This window comes from Streptomyces sp. NPDC006372, assembly GCF_040612515.1.
Taxonomy (GTDB): Bacteria; Actinomycetota; Actinomycetes; order Streptomycetales; family Streptomycetaceae; genus Streptomyces.
On record NZ_JBEXQJ010000022.1, the window covers coordinates 101448 to 128433 of the forward strand.

Consider the following 26986-nt stretch of genomic DNA (forward strand, 5'->3'; position numbering starts at 1 on the left):
AACGTTACCCATGAGCGGTCCCCGACCTTCCGGCCTCACCCGACCGCATCACCCACGAAACGGACGACGGCGCGCGTCTCCCGTGCCATGCCGAGCCAGGGACTCGGACGGCAGCATTTTTGAATCGTTTCAATGCAGCGATGCGCTGCCGGTACTTGTCAGAGCGAAAGGACACAGGCGTGACTCAGGAACAGAGCGGTGCGGACGGCGCCACCCCGGACGACGGCGCAGTGATACCGCCCGGCGGGCACCACGCGGCGGTGCGCCGCCGGACTGTGCTCGCGGCGACGGCCGGTGCCGTGTCGCTCGGGGCCACTGTCGCGGGCGGCGGGAGCAGCGCCGCGGCGGAGGCGTCCCGCCGCCCGGACACTCGCGCGGTGTGGGGGCTGACCGTCGAACACCGCACCGACCCCCTCGGCATGGACGCGAGCAGGCCGCGCTTCGGGTGGCGCATGCGGTCGGCGACCCGCGGCCGGCGCCAGGGGTCGTACCAGATCCTCGTGGCGAGCTCGCCCGACAAGCTCTCCGGCACCCGCGCGGACGTCTGGAACAGCGGGCGCGTCCGCTCCGCCGAATCCGTGGCCGTCCGCTACGCGGGCGAGCCGCTCAGCGCGTCGACCCGCTACCACTGGTCCGTCACCGTCTGGGACACCGAGGACCGTCTGGTCGGAGTCGCCTTCCCGGCCACCTTCGAGACCGGCCTCATGAGCACCGACGGGGTGGGTGGCTGGGACGGGGCACGGTGGATCGGGATGAAGGGCAAAGCCCCCCGTTCGGCCGGAGCGCCCCTGCTGCGGACGGAGACGCCCCTCAGGGGCGGCGGCCCACGACAGGTGCGCGAGGCCCGGCTGTACGTCTCGGCCCTCGGAGTCCACGACGCCTACGTCAACGGACAGCATGTCACCGTTCCGCAGGACGGCGGCACCACGGTCGAACTGCTGCCCCCGGGCTGGACCAACTACGACAGGCGCGTCAACTACACGACGTACGACGTCACGGACCTGGTACGGCGGCAGCACCGGATCACCCTCGCCTTCGTCCTGGGCAACGGCTGGTACAACGGCCGGATCTCCGAGGGCAGCACGTACTGGTCGAAGGACGGCAACGCCCTCGCGGTCAAGGCCAAACTGCTGCTGAGGTACGCCGACGGCACGACGCGGACGGTCGTCACCGAACCGGACGGTTCCTGGAAGGCCACCGACACCGGCCCCTATCGGGCGGACGACATCTACGACGGCCAGACATACGACGCCCGTATGGAACTGCCCGGCTGGACGTCGCACGGGTTCGACGACTCCGCCTGGGCTGACGTGGAACGCGTCGCCTTCGAGGACAGGTACCCGGACGTGCAACTCCTCGCCTATCCGGCCGAGACGGCCCGTCTGATGCCGAAGTGGGACCGCCGGCCGCGGTCGATCACCGTCGCCACCGGGGTGAGCGGCCAGGACGGCAGCCCCAACGGAAAGGGCCGCATCGTCGTCGATCCCGCCCGGACGGTGACCGACCCGGAGCAGGCCGCCTCCGCCTCCGTCACGATCGGCAGCGGCGAGACGGCGATCTTCGACCTCGGACAGAACATGGTCGGTGTCGCCCGCTACGGCCTGCGCGGCCCGGCCGGCGCCCGGGTCGAGTTCCGGTTCGGCGAGATGCTGAACGACGACAGCGCCGGCGCGGACGGCCCCGAGGGCTCCGTCTACCGGGCCAACCTCCGCAGCGCCAAGGCCACCAGCACGTACGTCCTGAAGGGTGACCGGCACGGCGAGACCCATCAGGACTCCCTGACCTTCTACGGCTTCCGCCATGTGTCCGTCACCGCCACGGACACCGTCACGATCACCGGCCTGACCGGCAGGGTCGCCACCTCCGCGATCCGCGAGACCGGCTCCCTCACCACCGACGACCCCGACGTCGACCGGCTGGCGAGCAACATCCGGTGGGGCCAGCGCGGCAACTACCTCTGGGTACCGACCGACTGCCCCCAGCGCGACGAACGCCTCGGCTGGACCGGCGACACCCAGGTCTTCGCCACCACCGGCCTGTACAACGCCGACGCCGGTGCCTTCCTCAGCCACTTCCATGACACCGTCGCCGACTCCCAGACCGTCTACGGCACGGACAAGGCCCAGTTCACCGGGGTGGCTCCAGGCGGACGCTACAACTTCCCCGACGGCGGCAGCGGCTGGGCCGACTGCGGTGTCGTCCTCCCGTGGACCGTGTGGCAGATGACCGGCGACGCCACCGTCCTGCACGCCAACTGGCCGGCGATGACCCGCTATCTGGACTGGATCCGTGAGCAGACCGGTGACACCTACGCCGGGCAGGGCTCGCTCACCGGTGACTGGCTGGCGCCGCAGAAGACCAGTGCCCAGCTCATGAGCGACGTCTACTACGGGTACTCAGCGCGGCTGATGGCGCGGATGGCGCACGCGATCGGCCGGACCGCCGAGGCCGAGCGGTACGAGCGCCTCTTCACCCGCATCAGGCAGGCGTTCGTCACCAAGTACCTCGACACCGGCAACGGCCGGGTCACGGTGAAGTCCAGCCTGGGCGACGCCTCCCCGATCGAACCGGGCGCCGACCCCTCCCAGAAGACCGAGGACAACAGCCAGACAGCGCTGCTGTGGGTCCTCAAACTCGGGTTCTACGAGACGGAGGCACAACGCCGCGCGCTCGTCGGCCTCCTGGCGGACAACATCGGCAACGACCCGGCCTACAAGGCGGCCCACCCCGACAGCAGCAGGGTCCGGTACGCCGAGAACACGCTGTCGGTCGGCTTCCTGGGCGTCAACGTCCTCGCGCCCGTCCTCACCGACGAGGGCCGGGCGGACCTGGCGTACGAGCTGCTGCACCAGGACGCCCTGCCGTCCTGGCTGTACTCGGTGAAGAACGGCGCCACCACCGTCTGGGAGCGCTGGAACTCGTACTCCGAGGACGCCGGCTTCGGCCCGGTCAGCATGAACTCCTTCAACCACTACGCCTACGGCGCGATCATGGAGTGGATGTACACGCACATGGCCGGTATCGCCCGCGACCCGGACAGCCCCGGCTTCAAACACTTCCTGCTCCAGCCCCACCCCGATCCCACGGGCCGGGTCACGCGGGTCTCGGGCAGGTACGAGTCGCCGTACGGGGAGATCGTGAGCGCCTGGCAGGTCGTCGAGTCGGGCCGGACCCTGCGGTACGAGGCCGAGGTGCCCGCCAACAGCGCGGCGACGCTGCGCCTTCCGGCCACCTCTCCCGACACCGTCCGCGAGGGACGCCTCCCGCTGGCCAGGGTGCCCGGAGTGCGCTTCCTCGGATCCGCGGAGGGAGTCTCCTCGTACCGCCTGCCGTCCGGCCGGTACCGGCTGACCGCCGCGTTGCGATGAGGTCGCGGCGGGTCCGCCCCGGGGAGCTCGGCGGTCAGGCTTCTCAGTCCGACGCGTACGAGCCCACGGTGACACGGGCGTTGACCCGCCGCATCCAGTCCCGGTCGGTGTGCCACATGGGATGGTGGGGGGCCGCGTTGGACGTCAGGACGACGCCGTGGAAACCGGCGGCCAGGCAGCGGTCGACGACGAACTCGGCGATGTCCTTGCCGACGGGGTCCTCCTCGAAGCGCGTGAGGAGAGGCGTGTAGCCCACCACGCCTTCGCCGAGCACGGCGGGAATGCCGCGGTCACGGGCGAACGCGGCCACGGCGTCGACCCACTCGGCCAGCGTCGCGCGCATGGACTGCCGGTGGGCCGCGTAGTTCTCGTAGAGCCACAGGTCCCAGCGCTCGGGGTCCACCCAGTCGTGCGCGTAGAACAGTTCGCGCGGGATCCCGGTGGCCGCCAGGCGCCAGGGTTCGTCGGGCTGGTAGTCGGCGAAGGCGGGGGCGTCGGGGCGCAGCATGCCGGCCAGTTCGGGGGTGGGCCAGGCGGCAGTCCGGGGCGCCGGCTCCGTGCCGTGTCCCAGCCCCACCGCCTCGTACAGGGCGCCGAGCACGCCGTAGACGTAGAAGTGGAAGTGCGCGATCTGTGCCTGCTCCGGCAGTTCGTCGAGCTCGTGCGGCCAGGGCTCGCCGAGCGAGTAGGTGACGGGGATGCCGGGGTGGCGTGCCCGCAGCAGCCTCACGGCACGGTCCAGGGGGTCGCGCAGCCGGGCGTAGTGGGTGGCGCCGTCATCCGGTACGAGGGAGCAGTTGTCGACCTCGTTGTGCACCTCGACGTAGGCGACACGGTCGGCCAGTCCGCGTTCGGTGAGGAAGTCCAGCAGCCCGGCGAGCGCGTCGGCCACCACCTCGGCACGGTCCGGGCCGGGAACGGCGGCCAGGGCGCGGTGCCAGGCGTCGGTGTCGGCGAAGCTCGGGGACTGCTGGTACTCCCAGGAGGAGACGATCACCCGGCAGTCGTGCCGGGCGGCCGCCTCGAACAGCTCGACGAGCCGTCGGCGGCCGTCCAGGGCGTAGCCGCCGCGCACGTTGTACCAGCGGGTGCGCTGCCCGAACTCCTCGCCCAGACCGCGGACCCGCACCGACTCCGGGGCGGGGACCCGGCCGGAGAACAGCAGGAAGGGCATGGCGCACACCCGCACGGTGTTGAAGCCCCGCTCCACGGCCTCGGCGAAGGCGTGATCGAGGTCGGCGAAGGGCTCGCCGGGGCCTGCCTGGGTGTACCAGCTGAAGTCCCAGAGGGTGATGGCGAGTCGGCTCGTGGGGGCCTGTCGGTGTGAGGTCATGCGGCCACGCTAGCTCAATTTCCATTAATTATGAATAATCCTTGACAGCGGTGATGCGGCTGTCCAGGCTCTGGGGTCGAACGAATGTCTGCGCGCCTTTGAGGAGCCGCCATGAACCCACCTGTCCACCCGACCCGGCGTACCGTCGTCGCGGCACTCGCCGTGGCGGGCGCCGTCGCCCTGCCGGCCTGGCCGAACACGGCGCACGCCGCGGACAACGCCGCGGACAGCCCTGTGCTCGACCCCCACCCGGCCACCGAGCCCTCCGGAACCCATGTACGAGACGTCGGTGGCACCGACGTCGTCTTCCAGTACGGCGCGGTACTCCCCGCCTTCGACGGCTGGCGCACCCATGAGCCCACCCGCGAGTACCTGTCCCTGGACAAGCGGTGGCGCTTCCGTTTCGACCCCGGCAACAAGGGGCTCGGCGAGGGCTGGCAGTCCCCGCGCTTCGACGACAGGGCCTGGGGCCGCATCGGTGTCCCGTCGGCCTGGGACCTGCTGGACACGCCGGGGTTCGCCTCGGAGACCGGCCCCTTCGGCAAGGGCACCGCGTTCGCCGACGGTTACGCCTGGTACCGCACCACCGTCGACGTCCCCGGCTCCTGGCGGGCCCGCCATGTGCGCATCGCCTTCCTGGCAGCCGGCTACAGCGCCGAGGTCTGGCTCGACGGCACGTACCTCGGCAAGCACGAGGGCGCCAACTCCCCCTTCGCGCTTCCGGCGGCGAAGGCGCTCAGGCCCGGTGCACGCCAGACGATCGCGGTGCGGGTGTTCCGCAGGGCGTCCTTCACCGACTACACGGCGTCGTCCCCGCAGCCGGTGACCGACGGCCATGAGATCCCGTACAAGCCGGTCGACTACTGGCCCTACGCGGGTCTGACCAGGTCCGTCTGGATCGAGGCGGTTCCGCCGGTCACCATCGCCAAGCTGCTCGTGTCCGGCGCGAACGGGAGACTCGAGGCACGGGCCGTGGTCGAGAACCACGACTCCTCGGACTTCGAGGGCTTCCTCACGCTGGACCCCGGCCCGGGGAGCGGCGCGCGGCCCACGGTGGTCGAGGCCCGGATCACGGCCCGGTCGGCCGGCGTCGTACGCGTCTCGGTCCCCGTGCCCCGTGCGCCACGGTGGAGCCCGGCCGCGCCGCGCACACTCACCGCCCGCGCCACGCTGACCGCCACGAAGCCCGGTGGCCCGCGGGTGGACACCCTGTCCACGCGCTACGGCGTGCGTGACCTGTCCGTGGCCGGTGCCCAGCTGCGGCTGAACGGCGAGGCCCTGTTCCTCAAGGGCCTCAACTGGCACGAGGAGACCGGCGCCCACGGCAGGGCGATGACACCGGCGGAGTACGACAGGGAACTGGGCCACATCACGGCGGTGGGCGCCAACTTCATCCGCAACTGCGTCTACAACCGCCACCCGTACGTCTACGACTGGGCGGACGAGCACGGTGTGCTGGTGATGGACGACATCGACACCATGTGGCTCAACACCGCCCAGGAGAAGCTCCAGACGGAGCGCTACGGCCTCGCCCGTGCCCTGGCCCTGACCATGGCCTGGAACCAGCACAACCACCCGTCGGTGATCCTGTGGGGCCTGCAGAACGAGTCGGAGATCGACCCCGAGGGCGCGCCGGTCTACCGCGCCTGGCTCGCCGACATGAAGGCGGCGGTGAAGGCGGTCGACCTCACGGCCCGGCCCGTGACCTGGGCCTCCAACACGAGCAACGACCCCGCCTTCGACCTCGCCGACGTGATCGGGTTCAACGAGTACTTCGGCTACTTCTACGGCAAGGACGCCGACCTCGGCCCGACGCTGGACGCGGTGCACGCCAAGTATCCCGGCAAGCCGGTCCTGATCACGGAGAACGGCACGTGGTCGGAGGCCGGCACCCACGGACCGGACACCACACAGGGCACTGAGGAATGGCAGGCGGCGAGCTTCACCGCCCACTGGAACCAGGTGGCCGAGCGCAGCGCGTTCGTCGCCGGGTTCACGTACTGGGTCCTGAAGGACTACAAGCAGCGGGCCGGGTACAACCAGGACCACAACGGCATCTCCGTCATGGGCCTGCTCACCTTCGCCGAGGAGCGGCCCAAGCTCGTCCACGAGGCGTTCCGGAAGGCGGCCAACCCCAGGCCGTAGGCGCCTGACACACACGGCGGCCCGTGGCCGGCGTGCAGCGCCGGCCACGGGCCACCGTGTGTGTCAGCCCTTGACGCTGCCCTGTGTCAGGCCCGACCGCCAGTAACGCTGCAGGACGAGCATCGCCGCGGCCAGCGGAAGGACCGAGAGGAACGCTCCGCCCACCGTGAGCTGGTTGAGCTCGGGAATGCGGTTGGCCGCCGCCTGCCAGGTCGTCAGGCCCAGGGTGATCGGGTATTTGCGGTCGTCCGAGAGCATGACCAGCGGCAGGAAGTAGTTGTTCCAGATGCCGACGAACTGGAAGAGGAAGACGGTCACGAGCGCGGGTGTCATGGTGCGCAGCACGAGGGTGCCGAAGATCCGCCACTCTCCGGCACCGTCGACGCGGGCCGCCTCCAGCATCTCGGCCGGTACCGCGGCCTCCGCGTAGATCCGGCACAGATACACCCCGAACGGGCTGACGACGCTGGGAATCAGCACCGCCCAGTAGGTGTTGGCCAGCCCCACCTTGCTGAACAGCAGGTACAGCGGCAGCGCGAGGGCGGTACTGGGCAGCAGCACACCGGCGAGTACGACCTTGAAGACCGCCTCCCGACCGCGGAACCGGTACACGGCGAGGGCGTAGCCGGCGGCGCCCGCGAGCAGGGTGGCCAGCAGACCGCCCACCCCTGCGTACAGGATGCTGTTGAAGGTCCAGCTCCAGAAGACGCCGTCGGCGTAGGAGAAGACCTTCGACAGGTTGTCCAGCCACCGCGGGTCGGAGAACCACAGTCCGAAGGTGCCGAAGAGATCGGCGCTGCTCTTGGTGGAGGCCACCACCAGCCAGTAGACGGGCAGCAGGAAGTAGAGCGCGGCGACGGTCAGCAGGGCGACCAGCAGGATCCGGGAGGGCTTCGGCCCCCGCTGTCGCGGGCTTCCGGTACGTCGCGCCCCGGCCGCCCACGGGGCTTGAGCCGAGTCGGCCACCGGCTTCTTGGCGGGGGGAGTGGACACGCTCACCGTGCATCCCTTCTTTCCTTGCGGTTCACCAGGCTCAGGAAGCCGAAGGACAGCACGCTCGCCACCAGGGCGAGGATCACCGACTCGGCCGCGGCGAGGTAGATGTTGTTGTTGGCGAACGCCTCGTTGTACGCGCTCAGGTTGGGTGTGTACGAGTTGGTGACCGCCGGGGTCAGCGGTTTGATGACCAACGGTTCGGCGAACAGTTGCAGCGTTCCGATGATGGAGAACACGCCGGTGAGCACCAGAGCCGGCCGGGCGAGCGGCAGCTTGATCCGCATCGCCGTCTGCCACGCACCGGCCCCGTCGATGCGGGCGGCCTCGTAGAGCTCCTGGGGGATCGACTTGAGCTGGGCGACGATCACCAGCATGTTGTAGCCGGCGAACTCCCAGATCACGATGTTGGCGATGGACCACAGCGCGGTGTCGTAGCCGAGGAAGTCGGGCGCGAGCCCGGCCTTGCCGAGCAGGTCGGTGATCGGGCTCACTCCGGGCACGTACAGGAAGCCCCACAGGATCGAGGCGATGACGCCGGGGACGCCGTACGGCAGGAAGTAGGCGGCACGCAGGATGCCTGCCCAGCGGTGGGAGAGCGTGTCGAGCGCCAGTGCCAGCGCGGTGGACAGCAGCAGCATCACGGGGATCTGCACCACGCCGAAGAGCAGCACCCGCGCGAAGCTCTCCAGGAAGGCCGACTGCTGGAGGGCGAGGCTGTAGTTGTCGAGACCGGCGAAGCCGATCGTGGCCCGGCCCAGGCCCAGCGGACCGGAGCGGACCGGTGTGAGCAGGCTCTGGTAGACCGCGTAGCCGAGGGGGAGGACGAAGGTGAACAGGAAGAGGGCGACGAAGGGGAACAGGAACCCCCATGCCGCCCGGTCGGGGCGAGCGGAGCGCCGGGGGCTGCCCGGTGCGGACTTCCTCGTCGGGCTGATCGTGGTGCTCATCGCGCGCTCCTTGCCTTCAGGCCCTTCGCCCGCAGGTTGTCCACCGTGCTCTTCTGGGCGTCGGCCAGCGCACCGGCGAGGCTGCCTTCTCCGTCGATGGCGGCACCGAAGGCGTCCTGGAGCTGGGCGAAGTCGGCGTCCGTGGTGGGGGACCACTTCCAGGAGGTGTCGATCGCCCGGTCGGACACCGTGAACACGTCGTTGTAGCGCTGCCCCCCGAAGAACGGGTCGGGCTTGTCGAGCGCCGATCCGCGGAAGACGCCGGCTGCCGCGGGCCAGCCGTAGCCCACGGAGACGTTCAGGTCGACGGCCCTGCGGTCGGTGTTGACCCAGTGCGCGAACTGCAGCGCCTCGCGCGGATGCCGGGTGCCTTGGAGAATCGCGGTGGACGATCCGCCCCAGTTGGCGGAGGCCTTCTGTCCTGCCTGCCACTGGGGCAGCAGGGCCACCCGCCACTTTCCCGCGGTGCCCGGCGCGTTGCCGCGCAGCAGGGCGTCGCCCCACTGCGGACCCACCCAGGCGGAGATCTGTCCGGTCTGGATGTGCTTGTACCAGGCGTTGGACATGTCGGGTTCGACGAAGACGAGGTCGTCGCGGACCATCCTCTCCCAGTACTCCGCCACCTCGCGGGAGAGATCGTCGTCCATGTCGACGGCCCAGGTGTCGCCTTCGGTACGCACCCACCGTGCGCCGCGTTGCCAGCACATCGCGGCGAACCAGCTGGGCTGGTTGGGCGCGAACGCGCACAGCCTGGCCCCGTTGCCGCGGGCCTTGACGACGCGGGCGGCCTGTTCGAACCCGGCCCAGGTCGCGGGCGTTTCGATGCCCCACTTCGCGAACAGGTCGCGGCGGTAGAAGAGTCCCATCGGGCCGGACGCCTGAGGGATGGTGTACACCTTGCCGTCGAAGACGCCCTGCTTCCACTGCCATGGCACATAGCTGTCGCGCAGTGCGTCGGCGCCGTACTCGCTCAGGTTCGTCAGGCCGTTGACCAGCATGAACCCGGGAAGCTCGTGGTACTCGACCTGCGCCAGGTCCGGGGGGTTCCCGGCCGTCAGCGAGGCGTGCATCTTCTGGTAGCCGCCCGTCACGTTCTGGGGGATGGTCTGCATCTCGACCTGGATGTCGGGGTGGGTCCGGTTCCACAGGTCGACGGTCTTCTGCATCGGCACCCACGTCCAGAAGACCAGCCTGACCTTCTGGCCGCGGCGCGTGGGTGCCTGCCGGGTGGCGCGGGCGGCTCCGACGGTCTGGCCGCAGGCGGTGAGGGCCGGGACCGAGGCGAGTGCCCCGGCCGCCCCGGCACCCCATCGCAGCACGGATCTGCGCGAGGGCGGTGAGCTGTTCATGTGCGTCCCTTGTCCGGTGTTCGGTTGTCTACGGCTCGACCAGCACGGCCACTCCGGCCGCCGGCAGCGTGAGGCGGTCGGTGGGGACGGCCGCACGGGCCAGGGCGTCCGTCATCGGTTCGGGCAGCCTGATGTCGGCCTCTTCCCGGCCGTGGTTGAGCAGGAAGACGAACCGTCCGCCGGCGCCCTCGCGCACGGTCGCCTGGACGTGCTCGGGAAGTCCGGGGAGCACGGGGGTGACGGACGCGGTGCGGCACACGTCCTCCGTCAGGGCGCGCATGGCCTCCGGTGCGAGACGCGTCGCGACGTACCATGCTTCTCCCGCACCGAAGGAGTGGCGGGTGACGGCAGGCCGGCCCGCCAGCGGCCCGGAACGGAAGTGGGCCACCGGCCGCGCCCCTTCGGGCACCACGGCCTCCGACCACAGGTCGGCGCGGCCCACCCTGCCGTCCGGGTGCCGGACGTCCACCGTCTCCTTGTCGGCCAGCGGCCAGAACTCCTCGACGCGCAGGCCCAGCACCTCGCGCAGCGGCGCGGGGTAGCCGCCCAGGTGCACCCGGTCGCAGTCGTCGACGATGCCGGAGAAGAACGACACCAGCAGATGGCCGCCGCCGCGCACGAACTCGGTGAGGCGTTCGGCGTCCGGCTCCTTCAGCAGGTACAGGTTGGGCGCCACGACGAGGCGGTAGCCGGACAGGTCGCGGTCGGGGGGTACGACGTCGCACGGGATGCCGGCTTCGAACAGCGGCCGGTAGTGGGCGAGCGCGATGTCCATCTGGTTCAGCGCCGTGGACGGGTGCGAGTCCAGCTCCAGCGCCCACCAGCTGTTCCAGTCCAGCACCACCGCGACGTCGGCGGTGGACCGGGTGCCGGCGATCTGCGGCACGGAAGCCAGCTCACGGCCCAGCTCGCTCACTTCACGGAAGGTGCGGGTGTCCGTGCCGCCGTGCGGGACCATCGCCGAGTGGTACTTCTCAGCGCCGCCCCGGGACTGGCGCCACTGGAAGTACAGCACCGCGTCGGCGCCCTGGGCGACCGCCTGCCAGCTCCACAGCCGCATCCGCCCGGGAGGCTTGGGCCCGTTGCGGTCGCGCCAGTTCACCGCGCCGGGTGCCTGCTCCAACAGCAGCCACGGCTGACCGTCCCGGGCGGAGCGGGTGACGTCGAAGATGAAGCCCGCCGAGACGTGCGTGTTCTCGTCGTGCGGGTCCTGGTAGACGTCGACCGAGACGACGTCCTCCTCGGCGGCCCAGCGGAAGGCGTCGACCGGCTTGTGCACGCCGATGAAGTTCGTCGTGACGGGCACGTCCGGAGTGACCCGCCGCAGGACCTCCTTCTCCGCCAGGTAGCACCGCAGCAGCGCGTCGTCGGAGAACCGGGCGAAGTCCAGCTGCTGGGCGGGGTTGGGGAAGGTCGGCGCGAGCCGGGGCGGCAGCACCTCGTCGAAGCTGTCGTAGCGCTGGGCCCAGAAGGCCGTCGACCAGGCGTCGTTGAGGGCGTCGACGTCGCCGTACCGCTCGGCCAGCCAGCGCCGGAAGTCGGCCGCCGACTCGTCGCACCAGCACATCGGGGTGTGGCAGCCGTACTCGTTGCCGATGTGCCACATCTCCAGCGCGGGGTGGTCTGCGTAACGGGCGGCCAGTCGCTCGACAAGGCGCACGGCGTGCTCGCGGTAGACGGGGCTGGAGGGGCAGTAGTGCTGGCGTCCGCCGGGCCACAGCCGTCGGCCGTCTGCGGTCTCGGGGAGGATCTCGGGGTGCAGCCGGGACAGCCACGGCGGCGGAGACGCCGTCATCGTGGCCAGGCACACGGCCACACCCGCCCCGGCCAGGTTGTCCATCACCCGGTCGAACCAGGCGAAGTCGTACTCGCCGGGCCTGGGCTCCACCTTGGCCCAGGAGAAGATCCCGGCCGTCACCAAGGAGACGCCCGCCTCCTTCATCAGCGTGACGTCCTCGGCCCACACCTCCTCGGGCCACTGCTCGGGGTTGTAGTCGCCGCCGAAGGCGATACCGGCCGGGCGCAGGCGCCGCCGGGAGTCGATCGCTACTGAGTCTGCCTGTCGCATGGCGGTCAGTCTTGGAGCGCCGCCGCCGTCCCGTCAAGATATATCCATTATTAATTGAAACAGCTATGCTGGCTCCGGGCACCCGGACAGAAGCAGACCGGACAGGTACAGAGCAGACGGGTGCAGAGCCGACGGGTGCAGGCAGTGAAGGGGAGAGGCGCGCGATGACGGAATGCCGCAGGATGGCGGGGCGGGTGGCGGTGATCACCGGCGCCGCGCACGGAATCGGCGCGGCCACGGCCCGCAGGCTCGCGGCCGAGGGCGCGACGGTCGTGGTCACGGACGTGGACGACGCGACCGGCAAAACGCTCGCGGCGGACATCGAGGCCGGCGGGGGACGCGCGGAGTACGTGCGCTGCGACGTGACCTCGGCCGCCGACTGGGAGAACCTGGCCCGCCATGTCGAGGAGCGGCACGGGCGGCTCGACGTACTGCACAGCAACGCCTTCGCCCAGCTCAACAAGCCCGCTCACGAACTGAGCGAGACGGAGTGGGACGGCCAGATGGCCGTGCTGCTCAAGCCGGCCTGGCGGGCCATGAAGACCTTCGCGGCCATGCTGCGCGAGGCCGGAGGGGCCGTTGTCCTGACCTCCTCGGTGCACGCGGTCATCGGCCTGCCCGGCCACGCCGCCTACGCCGCCGCGAAGGGCGCTCTGTGCTCGCTGGGCCGCCAACTGGCCGTCGAGTACGGGCCCGACATCCGCGTCAACACGGTGCTGCCCGGACCCATCCTCACCGCCGCCTGGGACGGGATCCCGGAGCCCGACCGGGCGCGCAGCGTGGCGGCCACGGCGGCCAGGAGGTTCGGACAGCCGCAGGAGGTGGCCGCCGCCGTCGCCTTCCTGGCATCAAAGGACGCCTCCTACGTGACCGGTGCCAGTCTCGTGGTCGATGGAGGATGGAGCGTCATGAAGGAGTCCTCGTGAGCGGCGCGTACTGTGCCAGGGGCCGTGCGCGGCACCGTCGAAGAGGACCGGAGCGGAAACGGAGAACGTGGTGACCCATCCCGGTAAGGGGCTGCACGGCCAGGCCGTGGAGGAGCTGGGCCGGCGCATCATCCGCGGCGACTACCCCCCGGGCTCCGTGGTGGACCCGGTCAAGTTCGAGACGGAGCTCGGAGTCAGCAAGACAGTGGTCCGCGAGGCCATGCGGGTGCTGGCGTCCAAGGGCCTGCTCGAGTCGAAACAGAAGCGCGGTACGACCATCCGGCCCCGCGCCGACTGGAACCTCCTCGACAGCGACCTGCTGCGCTGGCAGGGCAGCAGCGCGCCGACCGACGCCTTCCTCGAGGACCTGTCCGAGGTCCGCGCGATAGTCGAGCCCGCCGGGGCACGGTTCGCCGCGACCCGCCGCACCCCGTCCGACCTGGACGCCATGCGGCAGGCGCTCGACGCGATGGCGGCGGCGGGCACCGACGCGGACGCGATGGTCGAGGCGGACCTGGCCTTCCACCGTGCCCTGCTGGACGCCGCCCACAACGAACTGCTCAGCCGTATGGAGGTCGTCATCGAGGCCGGTCTGCGCGTGCGCGACCGCATCGTGCACGGCGCCCGGCACCACTCCGACTCCATCCCCGTGCACCAGGAACTGCTGCGAGCGGTCGAAGCGGGTGATCCCGACGCCGCCGCCGCGGCCGTCGAGTCACTGCTGGCGCAGGCCTCCGACGACCTCGCGGCCGTGCGCGCCCGGGAAGACCCCGACCCCGCCGCGAACGACACGCTTCCGGAGGAAGCCCCTTGAAGATAACCGGACTTGAGACATTCCTGGTGGCTCCGCGGTGGCTGTTCCTGCGCATCGCCACCGACGAGGGCATCACCGGCTGGGGCGAGCCCGTGATCGAGGGCCGCGCCGAGACCGTGCGCGCCGCGGTCCACGAACTGGCCGACTACCTCGTCGGCCGGGACCCGCTGCGCATCGAGGACCACTGGCAGGTGCTCACCAAGGGCGGCTTCTACCGCGGCGGCCCCGTCCTCTCCAGCGCGGTCGCCGGCATCGACCAGGCCCTGTGGGACATCGCCGGCAAGACCTACGGAGTCCCGGTGCACCGCCTCCTCGGCGGCCCGGTCCGCGACCGCGTCCGCATGTACGCCTGGATCGGCGGCGACCGGCCGAGCGACGTGGCGGAGCTCGCCGAGGAACAGATGAAGGCGGGCTTCACCGCCGTGAAGATGAACGCCTCCGCCGAACTCGCCCCGATCGACACCCCGGCCCGCACCGCCGAGGTCGTCGACCGCGTCGCGGCCGTCCGCGAAGTGCTCGGCGACGAACGGGACATCGCCGTCGACTTCCACGGCCGGGCCTCCACGGCGATGTCCCGCCGTCTGCTGCCCCTGCTGGAACCCCTGCATCCGCTGTTCGTCGAGGAACCCGTCGCGCCGGAACACTCGAACAACCTGCGCAGCCTGGTGGAGTCCACGAGCGTTCCGCTCGCCACCGGCGAACGCCTCTACTCCCGCTGGGACTTCCGGGACGTCCTGGCCGGCGGCATCGCCGTGGCCCAGCCCGACCTGTCGCACGCCGGGGGCATCTCCGAGGTCCGCCGCATCGCGGCCATGGCCGAGACGTACGACGTCACCATGGCCCCGCACTGCCCGCTCGGCCCGATCGCCCTGGCCGCCAGCCTCCAGATCGCCTTCGCCGTGCCGAACTTCCTCATCCAGGAACAGAGCATGGGCATCCACTACAACCAGCAGTGCGACCTGCTGGAGTACGTCATGGACCCGGAGCCGTTCCGCTTCGACGGCGGCTACGCCGCCCGTGGTTCGCGCCCGGGCCTCGGCGTCGACATCGACGAGAAGGCCGTGCGCCGCGCCGCCGAGACCGGCCACCGCTGGCGCAACCCCGTGTGGCGAGGCGCCGACGGGGCGTTCACCGAATGGTGACCACCCACCGGCCCCCGCACCCCACGCCCAAGGAGAGCCCGCACCCATGAACCTGGTGGAATCGCTCCGAGCCCACCGCCTGCTGGCGATCGTGCGCGGCAAGGACCCCGCCGCCGCCCTGCGCACCGTACGCACCCTCGCCGAGGAGGGCATCGCGGCCGTCGAGGTCTCGCTGACCACCGCCGACGCCCTGACCGTGATCACGCGGGCGCGCGAGGAACTCGGCCCCGACGCGCTCCTCGGCGCCGGCACCGTGCGCTCGGCCGCTGACGCCGCCCGCGCCGTGGACGCCGGTGCCTCCTACCTCGTCACCCCCGCACTCGTCGACGGGCTGGAGCACTGCGGCGTACCCGTGCTGATGGGCGCCCTGACACCGAGCGAGATCGAACTCGCCCTCGCGCGCGGCGCCGACGCGATCAAACTCTTCCCCGGCTCCCTCGGCGGCCCCGGCTATCTGAAGGCCCTGCGCGACCCGTTCCCCGAGGTGCCCTTCGTGCCCGTCGGCGGAGTGGACGCGCAGGCCGCCCGTGACTACCTCGACCGGGGCGCCATCGCCGTCGGCGTCGGCTCGCCCCTCGTCGGGGACGCGGCCGACGGCGGCGACCTGGACCGGCTCCGTGCCCGCGCGGCCGAGTTCCGCGAGGTGGCGGCGGGGGAGGCGCCGTGACGGCAGCGGACGGCCGGGCCGCGCCCGACGTGGTGACCTTCGGCGAGACCATGGCGGCGTTCCGGGCGCAGGGCGCGCTGCGGCTGGGCGGCAGCCTCGGCCTGTCCGTGGCGGGGGCCGAGTCCAACGTCGCCATCGGCCTCGCCCGCCTCGGGCACCGGGTGCGCTGGGCGGGCCGGGTCGGCGCGGACGAACTCGGGGCGCTCGTCCTGCGCACGCTCCGCGCCGAGGGCGTCGACACCGGCCACGCGGTCACCGACGACTCCGGCCGGCCCACGGGCCTGCTCCTCACCGAACCGCGTCTGGGCACGCTGACGCGCGTCAGCTACTACCGTGCCGGTTCGGCGGGATCCGCCGTCTCACCCGCCGACGTGCTGCCCGCCCTGGCCGCCGGAACCCGCGTCCTGCATCTCACCGGCATCACCCCGGCCCTCGGCCCGTCGGCGGCCGAGGCGGTCCTGGCCGCCGCCACCGCCGCCCGCGAGGCCGGCCTCACGGTCTGCCTCGACGTCAACCACCGCTCCCGGCTGTGGTCCGCCGACCGGGCCCGCACGGTCCTGATCCCGCTGCTGGCCCATGTCGACCTGCTCATCGCGTCCGAGGACGAACTGCCGCTGGTGCAGGAGAGGCCCGGCGCGGACGAGCCGGAGGCGGTGGCCGGCCTCCTGGCCGCGGGCGTCGGCGAGGTCGTCGTCAAACGCGGCGCACGCGGGGCGACGAGCCACACCGCCGCCGGGGTGAACGACCGGGCCGCCCGGCAGGTCGACGCGGTGGATCTGGTCGGCGCCGGTGACGCCTTCGTGGCCGGGTACCTGTCCGGGCTCCTCGACGGCGCGGACGTCCCCGCCCGTCTGCACCGTGCCGTCACCACCGCGGCCTTCGCCGTCGCCACCCGGGGCGACTGGGAGGGCCTTCCCACGCGGGACGAACTCGGCCTGTTCGACCAGCCCGACGGCACGACCATCCGCTGAGCCAGGAGACCGGACATGACATCAACGACAGCACCGGCGGCGACGGTCGTCGTGGACGGCGGCTACGAACTCGCCGAGGGCGGCCGCTGGGCCGACGGCCGGTACGTGTACGTCGACATCCTCAGCGGCCGGCTCTTCGAACTGCGCGACGCCACCGGGCCGTCCCAACTGGCCGTCCTGGACGTGCCCTTGGGGGCCGTCGCGCCGGTGGAGAACCGGCCGGGCAGGTGGATCGCCGCTGCGGGCACGGGGATCGCCCTGCTCTCGGCCGACGGCACACTGGACTGGCTGGACCGCCCGGAGGACCGCACCCCGCTGCCCAGCAGGATGAACGACGGCGTCGCGGACCCCGCCGGCCGCTTCTGGGCCGGCAGCATGGCCTACGACGCCACCCACGGCGCCGGCTCGCTCTACCGGACGGATCCCGACGGCACCGTGGTACGTGTCCTCGACGGCCTGACCATCGTCAACGGTCCCGCCTTCAGCGCCGACGGCACGATCATGTACCTCGCCGACACGGCCGCGGGCACGATCCTCCGCTGCCGGGTCGACCCCGTCTCGGGCGACCTCTCCGGCGGCCCCGAGACCTTCGCCCGCCCGGGCGAGGGGGAGGGCGGCCCCGACGGCATGACTGTCGACGAGGAGGGCTGCCTGTGGGTCGCGATGTGGGGCGCCGGCACGGTGCACCGCTACCACCCCGACGGCCGCCTGCTCCAGGTCGTCACCGTGCCCGCCCCGCACCCCACCTCGGTGTGCCTGCACCCCACCGAGAACCGCCTCCTCGTCACCACGGCCCGGTACGGGGTGCGGAACCCGACCCGTGCCTCCGGCGCGGTGCTCGGCATCCCCGTACCGGCCCGGGCGACGGCGGCCTGCTCCTGGCGGGACGGCACGGCGTGACCCGGCCCTGCTGAACGCGGCCGAGGCCGCACGGTGGGGCGAGGCGCTACCCGTCCCGGAACCGTCTCGGAGATCACGTTCCGCCGGGGCCGCACCGCGTTTCCCGGGCCGACCGACGGGCACCCGACGCGCCGGACACCCGAGAACCGGATGCAAATGAAGACGAAGCCCCGCCGATCGGGCAAGATCGGATGCAGGCCATGGCGGACGGGCCCGGGGAGGTGAGGACGGTGGCTCGTGATCACGGTCTCGGCGACGGGGACGCCGAGCAGGAGACGCGGGTCAGGCGGGCCCGGATCGCCCGCGAGCTCATCGTCGGCGTGCGCGGGCTCCCCCCTTCCGACGTGCCCGAGGCGCTGTGCCGTGCCTGCTCGGCCCTCCTGCCGGACGTCTCGGGACTGTCGATGTCCGTGCTGGGAAGCGGCTCGGGCGCGGCGGTCCTGCTCTGTGCCAGTGATGATGTGGCGGTACGGCTGGCGGAGATCCAGTTCACGCTCGGGGAAGGACCGTGCACCGAGGCCGTCCGGCTGCGGGCTCCCGTGTTCGCAGCCGATCTGACCCGGGCCCCGGACGCCCGCCGCTGGCCGTTGTTCTCGGACCAGGCGGCCAAGACGGGCGCGCAGGCCGTCTTCTCCCTCCCGCTGGCGGGCGCCGTGGGCGCACTGGGCACCCTCGACCTGTACCGGAGCACCGCCGGCCCGATGAGCGGCGACCAGGTACGCACCGCGCTGCTGGTCGCCGACGCGATCACGCTGGCCGTCACCGCCCTGGACCACACTTCTGCAACGTCGGAAGGAGTCGTAACGTGGCTGGAGGGGGCCGAATCCGACCGGGAGGAGATCCACCAGGCCACCGGAATGATCATGGTGCAACTGGGAGTGAGCGCCGAGGACGCCCTGCTACGGCTGCGTGCCCGTGCCTTCGCAGACGGCCGGACCACGACCGAGATCGCGCAAGGGATCCTCGACCGCAGCTTGGACATGCGCCATGACTGAACAACCCGCACACAGGACGGCACCGCCGGGGAGGCGAGCATGAACCGCGAGCGACAGCTGGCGAAGGCGTTCGTCGACCTGTCGGACACGTATGCGCCCGAATTCGACCCGCTGCATCTGTTCAACCGTTTGGTCCACGCCTGCAAGGGCTTGTTGCAGGTGGATGCCGTGGCCGTGATGGTCGCCGACGCCCGGGGCGGTCTCAAGACCATGGCCGCCACCGACGAGGAGGCCGCCTTCGTGGAGCTGATGCAGATGCAGACCGGGAGCGGCCCCTGCATGGACTGCTTCCGCACCGGCGAGGCGGCCAGCGTCCCCGACATCACCGCCGAACATGAGCGCTGGCCCAAACTCGCGTCCGCCATGTCCCATGCCGGGTACCAGGCCCTGCAGACCGTTCCGGTCCGGCTCCACGACCGCCCACTCGGCGCCCTCACCCTGCTGAACGCACACATGGGCGGCATGCCCCACGACGACGTGTACCTCGCACAGGCACTGGCGGACTCCTCCGCACTGGCGCTGATGCACTGGTCGACCGAACCGGACCGCACCGACGACGTCACCACCCGGGTGCAGAGCGCCATCGCCTCCAAGGCCACCCTGGACATCGCCAAGGGCATGATCGCCGAGTACGCGGGCGTCACCATCAGTGACGCCGGGCGCCTGCTCACCGGGTACGCAGGCCACCACCGGGTCAGCCTCGTCGAAACCGCCCACGCCCTGGTCAGCCGCGTCCTGGATCCGACCGTGGTCCTGGGAGCGCCGACCGAGCCCTGAAGGCTCGGCACCGTGAGCGGCTTCCTCGGCTCGGGGTCGAACCGAGGAAACCTCGCGAGGGCAAGCTCCCGGGAACTGACCGCCGCGTGTGCTCCACGTTACCCGCCACCGAAGCGGGTGGCCGGGTCGCGGTTTTGACTCGTCCGAGAGGCGACCGGGATGACCGGACGAAGGGGTGATGGGCCGGGCCCGGCCAGACCGAGGAACGCCCCTTCGGCGACGACGGCTCGGGCGGCGAGCCGCACTCCTGGATGTTCGACACGTGTTGGTGCTCACCCATCACGCCCGCGCACCGCAGCCGATGGACGGGGGCACCACGTACCACTGCGTCACCGACGGAATCGCGTCGGCTCTGACCCAGGCGCGTGCGGCGGCCGACGACGGCGACGTCCTGATCCTCGGCGGCGCGACCACCGTCAACCAGTTCCTCACCGCCGGCCCGATCGACGAGCTGCGGCTGCACAGCGTGCCGTCCACACTCGGCGCCGCGACACGGCTGTTCGACGGCGTCCCACCGTTGAAGCCGGACCAGGTGACATCCAGGCCGCCGAGCCGGGTCACGCGTTTCACCTACCGCGTGCTCTCCTGAGCCGACTCCGATCCATCGGCCGGTCCCGTGCTCGGCACGGCCCAGGAGTCCGTCACACCGGGCGCCTCGGCTCACATGTTGATCATGTGCCCCGCCAGTCCGTGCACGGCCTCCTTGACGGCCTCGCCCAGGGTGGGATGGGCGTGGACGTTGCGGGCGACCTCGTGGACGGTGAGGTCCCACTGCTGGGCCAGGGTCAGTTCCGGCAGAAGTTCGGTCACATCCGGCCCGATCAGATGACCGCCGATCAGCTCGCCGTGGGTGTTGTCGCTGATCAGCTTCACGAAGCCGGTCGTGTCGCCGAGGCCGTGGGACTTGCCGTTGGCGGTGAAGGGGAACTTGGCGACCTTGACGTCGTAGCCGAGGTCGCGGGCCTGGGCCTCGGTGTAGCCGAAGCTGGCGATCTGCGGCTGGCAGTAGGTGGCGCGCGGGATCATCGCGTAGTCCAGCTCCATGGTCTCCGCGTCGGCGAGGGTCTCGGCGGCGATCACGCCCATGGCTTCCGCGGCGTGCGCGAGCATCAGCTTGGCGGTGACGTCGCCGATGGCGTAGATGTGCGGGACGGAGGTCCGGCAGCGGCCGTCCACGTCGATCGCCCCGCGCTCGGTGACCTTCACGCCCGTGTTCTCCAGGCCGTAGCCGGTGACGTTCGGGGCGAATCCGATCGCCTGGAGGACCTTGTCGGTCTCCAGGATCTGCTGGGCGCCGTCCTTGCCGGTGACGGTGACGCGGACCTGGGGCCCGGACTCGTCGATGGCGTCGACACGGGTGGAGGTGAGCACGTCGATGCCGAGCTTGCGGTACTGGCGGGCGAGTTCGGCGGAGACCTCGGCGTCCTCCAGCGGGGCGACGCGGTCCAGGAACTCGACGATCGTGACCTTCACGCCGTAGTTGTGCAGGACGTAGGCGAACTCGATACCGATCGCGCCGGCGCCCGCGATGACGACCGACTGTGGGAGGTCCTCGGCGAGGATCTGCTCCTCGTACGTCACCACACGCGAGGTGCGCTTGGTGCCGGGGAGCAGCTTCGGGGTGGCCCCGGTGGCGATGATGCAGTGGTCGAAGCCGATGGTGCGGGTCTCGCCGTCGTAGCCGGCCACCTGGAGGGTGTGCGGGTCGAGGAAGGTGCCGCGGCCGTCGTACTCGGTGATCTTGTTCTTCTTCATCAGGTAGTGGACGCCCTTGACGCGGCCGTCCGCGACCTTGCGGCTGCGGCGGAACGCCTCGCCGTAGTCGAAGGAGACCTGGCCGTCGACCTTGATACCGAAGGTCTTCGCCTCACGGGTGAAGATGTGGGCGAGTTCGGCGTTGCGCAGGAGGGCCTTGGTGGGGATGCAGCCCACGTTCAGACAGACTCCGCCCCAGTACTTCTCCTCGACGACCGCGACGCGCTTGCCCAGCTGGGCGGCGCGGACGGCGGCGACATAGCCGCCGGGGCCAGAGCCGAGTACGACAACATCGAATCGCTCGTCCTGCTCGACCACGGGTCGTTCCTTCCCTAGGTTCAACTGCAACGGGCATGCCAAGTCAGACATTACTCGCCGACCCGGCAGGGGATCTTGCCGCTGGGCCGTTCGACCCGTCGGACATTGTTCGGAACCTCTTGACGCTGCCCCGGGCATCGGCTGAGACTCTCGCCACACACTTCACCTGCGTGTAACGGCAGGCCCACGGCAAGGACTTGCCGTCGCCTCGTCGGCTCCTCGTTCTCCGTTCCGCCTTGTCCGTCCTCAGCCATGCCTCAGCAGGGAATCTCGACATGACGCACGTCGCACGACTTCGCAGCCGCGCGAGACGCCTGGCGGGCCCTCTCGCCGGACTGACCGCCGCTTCGATGCTGCTCACCCTCGCCGGACCCACCGCCTCCGCACAGGCGGACCAGGCCGCACCGGCGGCCGAAGCCGCGGACATCACCGACGGCCTGGCCCTGTGGTACCGGCTCGACTCCGGCTCCGGCGCAGCCGTGACCGACGCCTCCGGCAACGGCCGGAACGGCACGGTCAGCGGCACCGCCGACTGGTCGGCCTCCGGTCAGGGGCTCGCCTTCAACGGGTCGGACACCTACATCAAGGTGCCGGACGACATCATGAAGGGCATGGACTCGATCACCGTCTCCATGGACGTGCTGATCGACTCCACCCAGAGCACGCCCTACTTCCTCTACGGCTTCGGCAACACCAGCGCGGGCAGCGGCAACGGCTACCTGTTCACCACCGGCAACTCCTTCCGTACCTCCGTCGCCACGGGCAACTGGTCGACCGAGCAGACCACCAAGCCGTCCGACTCGCACAACCTGACCCGCGGGGTGTGGAAGCACATCACCTACGCCCAGACGGGCTCCACGGGCGTGCTCTACGAGGACGGTGTGGAGGTCGGCCGCAACACCTCGGTCACCACCACACCCGGCGCCATCGGCTCCGGCACCACCAAGGCCAACTACATCGGCAAGTCCGTCTACGACGGCGACAAACTCTTCAAGGGCCGGATCCGCGACTTCCGCGTGTACGACCGGGCGCTGAACGGCTCGGAGGTCGAGCAGCTCTCCTTTCCCGTGGCCACCCAGGGCGTCGCCGACGACAAGGACGCCCTCAGCCTCGGTGACACCAGCGGCGTCACCGCCGACCTGGACTTGCCGAAGACCGGCCCGGCGGGCGGCTCCGCCATCAGCTGGGCCAGCGACAACCCGTCCGTGGTGTCCGGCACCGGCAAGGTGACCCGTCCCGAGGCCGGCTCACCGGACGGCCGCGCCACGCTCACGGCGACCCTGAAGAAGGGCACCGTGACCGGCACCAAGACCTTCGACGTCACGGTCCGGCCCGCGCTCGACGACGCCGCCGCCACCCGGGAGGCCGCCGAGGCGCTCACGGTCCACAACCTCGACGACGTACGCGGCAACCTCACCCTGCCCAAGAGCGGCAAGTACGGCACGGCCGTCACCTGGTCCTCCGCGAAGCCGGACCTCGTCTCCGCAGACGGCGAGGTCCACCGCCCCGCCCACGGCGACGGCGCCACCACCGTCGAGCTGACCGCCACCGTCACCAAGGGCGAGGCGAAGACGACCCGCGTCCTGACGGCCAAGGTGCCCGAACTGCCCGCAGCGGCGGCCCTCAAGGGCTACATGTTCAGCTACTTCACCGGCGAGGGCACCTCGGACGGCGAACAGCTCTACGCCGCCCTCAGCAAGGGCGACGACCCACTGCACTGGCGCGAACTGAACGACGGCAAGCCGGTCCTCACCTCCACGCTCGGCGAGAAGGGCCTGCGCGACCCGTTCATCATCCGCTCCCCGGAGGGCGACAAGTTCTACCAGATCGCCACCGACCTCAGGATCTACGGCAACGGCGACTGGGACGCCTCCCAGCGCACCGGCAGCAAGTCCATCATGGTCTGGGAGTCCACGGACCTGGTGCACTGGACGAACCAGCGGCTGGTCAAGGTCTCACCCGACAGCGCGGGCAACACCTGGGCGCCGGAGGCGTTCTACGACGCCGAGCGCGGCGAGTACGTCGTCTTCTGGGCGTCGAAGCTGTACGACAACGCCGACCACTCCGGCGACACGTACAACCGCATGATGTACGCCACCACCCGCGACTTCTACACCTTCAGCGAGCCCAAGGTCTGGATCGACCGGGGCTACTCGGTCATCGACTCCACGATGATCCGCCACGACGGCACGTACTACCGCCTGTCGAAGGACGAGCGGAACAACACCTCCTCCACGCCCAACAGCAAGTTCATCTTCGAGGAGAAGAGCGACTCGATCCTGAACCCGTCCTGGACACCGGTCGCCGAGGGCATCGGCAAGGGCGCGATGAACGCGGCCGAGGGACCGCTGGTGTTCAAGTCCAACGCCGAGAAGAAGTGGTACGCGTTCCTCGACGAGTTCGGCGGCCGCGGCTACATCCCGTTCGAGACGACCGACCTCGACTCCGGCACCTGGACCCCTTCCACCGGCTACGACCTGCCCGCCAAGCCCCGCCACGGCACCGTGCTGCCGGTCACCCAGGCCGAGTACGACCGGCTGCTGCGCGCCTACCAGCCGGACCAGGTCGTGAAGAGCGTCGAGGACGTCTCCGTGAAGACCGGGATCGGCAAGGCGCCGGTGCTGCCGGCCACGGTGATCGCCGAGTACGCCGACGGCGTCAAGCGCCCCGTCGCGGTCACCTGGGAAGACGTACCGGCATCCAAGTACGCCCAGGCCGGCACCTTCACCCTGACCAGTAGTCTCCCGGACGGCGCCGCGATCCCGGTCCGGGCCGAGGTCACCGTGTCCGACGACGGGCCGGACACCCCGGCCGATCTGCTGCTGCGCTACGACTTCGACGAGACGGGCGGCAGCATCGCCCGTGACACCAGCGGGCACGGCTACCACGGCACCTATGTACGCACGCCCGAGTTCGGCACCGGTGTCGAGGGCGGCTCGTTCAAGATGTCCGGCGACTCAGGCTCGCCGTACGTGAAGATCCCGAACGGTGTGCTGAAGAACGCGGACAGCGTGACGGTGTCGACGTACGCCAAGTGGAAGGGCGGCAGCAGCTTCCAATGGCTGTTCGGGCTCGGACCCGACAGCGACAAGTACCTGTTCGCCACTCCGTCCAACGGCGGCTCCAGCCTCTACTCGGCCATCACGAAGGCGAGTTGGTCGGCCGAGTCGAAACTGACGGCCGGCTCGCAGCTCACCCCCGGCCAGTGGCGGCACGTCACGGTGACGCTGGACGGCGCCACCGGCGCGATGGTCCTCTACGCCGACGGCGTCGAGGCGGCCCGCACCACGACCACCATCAAACCGTCCGAGCTGTACAGCGCGGCCAAGGACTACAGCGGCTACATAGGCCGGTCCCTGTACTCGGCGGACCCGTACTTCGGCGGCGAGGTAGACGATTTCCGCATCTACGACCGTGCGCTCACGGGCGCCGAGGTCATGGAACTCAGCGGCAACACGACGGGCATCGCCAAGGCGACCCATCCCGCGCTCAAGGTAGACGCGCTCCTCGACAACGCGGGCGGCACGATCACCCTGCCGATGCGGGAAGGCACCGATCTCACCACCCTGGCACCGGAGTTCACCCTCGCCGAGGGCGCGACGATCAGCCCCGCCTCCGGCAGCGTGCGGGACTTCACCCGGCCGGTGACGTACGAGGTCACCGGGTCGGACGGCAAGAAGCGCACCTGGAAGGTCTCGGCACTGATCATGAGGACTCCGGTCCTGCCGGGGCTGAACGCCGACCCGAACATCGTGCGCTTCGGCGACACCTTCTACATCTACCCGACGACCGACGGCTTCGAGGGCTGGAGCGGCACGCAGTTCAAGGCCTACTCCTCCACGGACCTGGTCCACTGGAAGGACCACGGCGTCATCCTCGACCTCGGGCCGGACGTCGGCTGGGCCGACAGCCGGGCCTGGGCGCCGACGATGACGGAGAAGGACGGGAAGTACTACTTCTACTTCTGCGCCGACGCGAACATCGGCGTCGCGGTGTCCGACTCGCCCACCGGGCCGTTCAAGGACGCCCTGGGCAAGCCGCTGCTGAAGGCCGGTGACTTCCGCGGCCAGATGATCGACCCGGCGGTCTTCACCGACGACGACGGCAAGCGGTACCTGTACTGGGGCAACGGCCGCGCCTACGTCGTCCCGCTGGGCGACGACATGACCTCCATCGACACCGCGAAGGTCGAGGACATCACCCCGAGCGGCTACAACGAGGGCACCTTCGTCATCAAGCGCAAGGGCACCTACTACTTCATGTGGTCGGAGAACGACACCCGGGACGAGAACTACCGCGTCGCCTACGCGACCGGTCCCTCGCCCACCGGCCCGTGGACCAAGCGGGGCGTGATCCTGGAGAAGGACCTCTCCCTGGGCATCAAGGGCCCGGGCCACCACTCCGTCGTCCACGTCCCGAACACCGACGACTGGTACATCGCCTACCACCGCTTCGCCATTCCCGGCGGTGACGGCACCCACCGCGAAACCACCATCGACAGGCTGGAGTTCGACTCCGACGGCCTGATCAAGAAGGTCGTCCCCACCCTCGGCGGCATCGACCCGGTCACCGTCGTCCACGCCGGCCCGGACACCACCGGAGCCGAGGGCGAGGCGATCACCCTCGCCGGCACCGTCTCCGGGGCCGCCACCCCCAAGTGGACCGTTGAGGACGGCGCCCCGTGCGCCGTCCAGAACCCGGCGGCGGCCCGGACGACCCTCACCTGCACCGACGACGGCACCTTCCAGGTCACCCTCACCGGCGGGCGCGGCACCGACACCACGACCGTCAAGGTGTCCAACGCCGCCCCGTCGATCACCTCCGCCAAGGGCCCCGGTTCGCCCGTCCCGGTGGGCAAGGCCACCGTCGTCACGGCCTCCTTCGACGACCCGGGCACGTCCGACCGCCACAGCTGCACGGTCGACTGGAAGGACGGCAGCCGGACGACGACCGGCACGGTCACCGACTCCGGCTGCCGCGCCACACACGTCTACGACGACGCGGGCATCCACCGCCCGGTCGTCACGGTCACCGACGACGACGGGGGCACGGACACCACGACCCTTGCAGAGCTGATCGTCTACGACCGCGCCGCCGGACCGGCTGCCGGCGCCGGCACGATCACCTCACCGGCCGGTGCTTACCCGGCCGAGCCGGGGCTGACCGGCAAGGCGGCGTTCACCCTGGGCGCCCAGTACCGAAAGGGCGCCGACGTCCCCACCGGCAAGGCCACGTTCGTCCTCGGCTCCGCCCGGCTCACCTTCCGCTCGACCGGCTCCGACTGGCTCGTGGTGAACGGCTCCCAGGCCGTCTACCAGGGCACCGGCACGGTCGGCGGGAGGAGCGGCTACGCCTTCAGAGTCACCGCCACCGACGGCCCGGACACCTTCCGCATCAGGATCTGGAAGAAGTCCACCGGCGATGTCCTCTACGACAACAGGACCGGCGCCAGGACAAAGGGCATCATCACCATCGGAAACCACCGGCGCTAGGGTCCGGCAGGCGTCGGCCGAAA

Annotated in this window: 17 protein-coding genes and 1 pseudogene; 12 read left to right on the top strand and 6 right to left on the bottom strand. The window is 70.6% G+C overall.

The annotated features are described in order from the left end of the window. The first annotated feature begins 179 nt into the window (after window positions 1–179). On the top strand, window positions 180–3368 hold the full coding sequence (locus tag ABZ016_RS27890; RefSeq protein ID WP_356919441.1) for a family 78 glycoside hydrolase catalytic domain: 3189 nt from the start codon (window positions 180–182) through the stop codon (window positions 3366–3368). 43 nt (window positions 3369–3411) lie between these two features. On the opposite strand, the gene ABZ016_RS27895 is transcribed toward ABZ016_RS27890, so the two are convergent. After that, a complete protein-coding gene (locus ABZ016_RS27895) occupies window positions 3412–4701 on the bottom strand; it encodes a cellulase-like family protein (RefSeq protein ID WP_356919442.1) in 1290 nt (429 codons plus the stop codon). 111 nt (window positions 4702–4812) lie between these two features. Here ABZ016_RS27895 and ABZ016_RS27900 point away from each other — a divergent pair, with 111 nt between their 5' ends. Further along, on the top strand, window positions 4813–6846 hold the full coding sequence (locus tag ABZ016_RS27900) for a glycoside hydrolase family 2 TIM barrel-domain containing protein (protein WP_356919443.1): 2034 nt from the start codon (window positions 4813–4815) through the stop codon (window positions 6844–6846). A gap of 63 nt (window positions 6847–6909) precedes the next feature. Here ABZ016_RS27900 and ABZ016_RS27905 read toward each other — a convergent pair whose 3' ends face one another. The 4 genes from ABZ016_RS27905 to ABZ016_RS27920 all read right to left on the bottom strand — a co-directional run bounded on the left by ABZ016_RS27905 (window position 6910) and on the right by ABZ016_RS27920 (window position 12206). Continuing rightward, on the bottom strand, window positions 6910–7728 hold the full coding sequence (locus ABZ016_RS27905) for a carbohydrate ABC transporter permease (RefSeq protein WP_356919491.1): 819 nt from the start codon (window positions 7726–7728) through the stop codon (window positions 6910–6912). A gap of 113 nt (window positions 7729–7841) precedes the next feature. After that, the gene (locus ABZ016_RS27910; RefSeq protein WP_356919444.1) at window positions 7842–8789 is read right to left on the bottom strand and encodes a sugar ABC transporter permease; all 948 of its coding nucleotides are present in this window, start codon (window positions 8787–8789) and stop codon (window positions 7842–7844) included. Then, window positions 8786–10138 (bottom strand): extracellular solute-binding protein, encoded by a 1353-nt coding sequence (locus ABZ016_RS27915; protein ID WP_356919445.1) that lies wholly within the window; start codon window positions 10136–10138, stop codon window positions 8786–8788. Before ABZ016_RS27915 ends, ABZ016_RS27910 begins: the two co-directional genes overlap by 4 nt. Before the next feature lie 28 nt (window positions 10139–10166). After that, the gene (locus ABZ016_RS27920; protein WP_356919446.1) at window positions 10167–12206 is read right to left on the bottom strand and encodes a beta-galactosidase; all 2040 of its coding nucleotides are present in this window, start codon (window positions 12204–12206) and stop codon (window positions 10167–10169) included. Between the two features lie 164 nt (window positions 12207–12370). On the opposite strand from ABZ016_RS27920, the gene ABZ016_RS27925 reads away from it, so the two are divergent. From ABZ016_RS27925 to ABZ016_RS27965, 9 genes and pseudogenes are all read left to right on the top strand, one after another. Beyond that, window positions 12371–13132 carry an SDR family oxidoreductase gene (locus ABZ016_RS27925; protein ID WP_356919447.1) on the top strand — a complete coding sequence of 254 codons (762 nt, stop codon included), beginning with the start codon at window positions 12371–12373 and terminating at the stop codon, window positions 13130–13132. A 67-nt stretch (window positions 13133–13199) separates the two neighbouring features. Then, on the top strand, window positions 13200–13946 hold the full coding sequence (locus ABZ016_RS27930; protein WP_356919448.1) for a FadR/GntR family transcriptional regulator: 747 nt from the start codon (window positions 13200–13202) through the stop codon (window positions 13944–13946). After that, on the top strand, window positions 13943–15088 hold the full coding sequence (gene dgoD / locus ABZ016_RS27935) for a galactonate dehydratase (protein WP_356919449.1): 1146 nt from the start codon (window positions 13943–13945) through the stop codon (window positions 15086–15088). Before ABZ016_RS27930 ends, dgoD begins: the two co-directional genes overlap by 4 nt. A 46-nt stretch (window positions 15089–15134) precedes the next feature. Then, the gene (locus tag ABZ016_RS27940) at window positions 15135–15755 is read left to right on the top strand and encodes a bifunctional 4-hydroxy-2-oxoglutarate aldolase/2-dehydro-3-deoxy-phosphogluconate aldolase (RefSeq protein WP_356919450.1); all 621 of its coding nucleotides are present in this window, start codon (window positions 15135–15137) and stop codon (window positions 15753–15755) included. Then, window positions 15752–16726, top strand: coding sequence for a sugar kinase (locus ABZ016_RS27945; RefSeq protein ID WP_356919451.1), 975 nt, complete (start codon window positions 15752–15754; stop codon window positions 16724–16726). The genes ABZ016_RS27940 and ABZ016_RS27945 overlap by 4 nt, the downstream gene beginning before the upstream one ends. 15 nt (window positions 16727–16741) lie before the next feature. Further along, window positions 16742–17626, top strand: a complete 885-nt coding sequence (locus ABZ016_RS27950) for an SMP-30/gluconolactonase/LRE family protein (RefSeq protein ID WP_356919452.1) — start codon at window positions 16742–16744, stop codon at window positions 17624–17626. Window positions 17627–17856: 230 nt separating this feature from the next. Then, entirely contained in the window at window positions 17857–18621 is a 765-nt protein-coding gene (locus ABZ016_RS27955; RefSeq protein ID WP_356919453.1) for a GAF and ANTAR domain-containing protein, read from the top strand. 39 nt (window positions 18622–18660) lie between these two features. Next, window positions 18661–19398 carry a GAF and ANTAR domain-containing protein gene (locus ABZ016_RS27960; RefSeq protein WP_356919454.1) on the top strand — a complete coding sequence of 246 codons (738 nt, stop codon included), beginning with the start codon at window positions 18661–18663 and terminating at the stop codon, window positions 19396–19398. A 182-nt stretch (window positions 19399–19580) separates the two neighbouring features. Then, a pseudogene (locus ABZ016_RS27965) lies at window positions 19581–19987 on the top strand (dihydrofolate reductase family protein); the annotation flags it as partial. Between the two features lie 71 nt (window positions 19988–20058). Here the strand turns inward: ABZ016_RS27965 and lpdA are convergent. Beyond that, a complete protein-coding gene (gene lpdA, locus ABZ016_RS27970; RefSeq protein WP_356919455.1) occupies window positions 20059–21471 on the bottom strand; it encodes a dihydrolipoyl dehydrogenase in 1413 nt (470 codons plus the stop codon). A gap of 275 nt (window positions 21472–21746) precedes the next feature. Between lpdA and ABZ016_RS27975 the strand changes: the two genes are divergently transcribed. Then, on the top strand, window positions 21747–26963 hold the full coding sequence (locus ABZ016_RS27975; RefSeq protein ID WP_356919456.1) for a family 43 glycosylhydrolase: 5217 nt from the start codon (window positions 21747–21749) through the stop codon (window positions 26961–26963). Window positions 26964–26986: the final 23 nt, after the last annotated feature.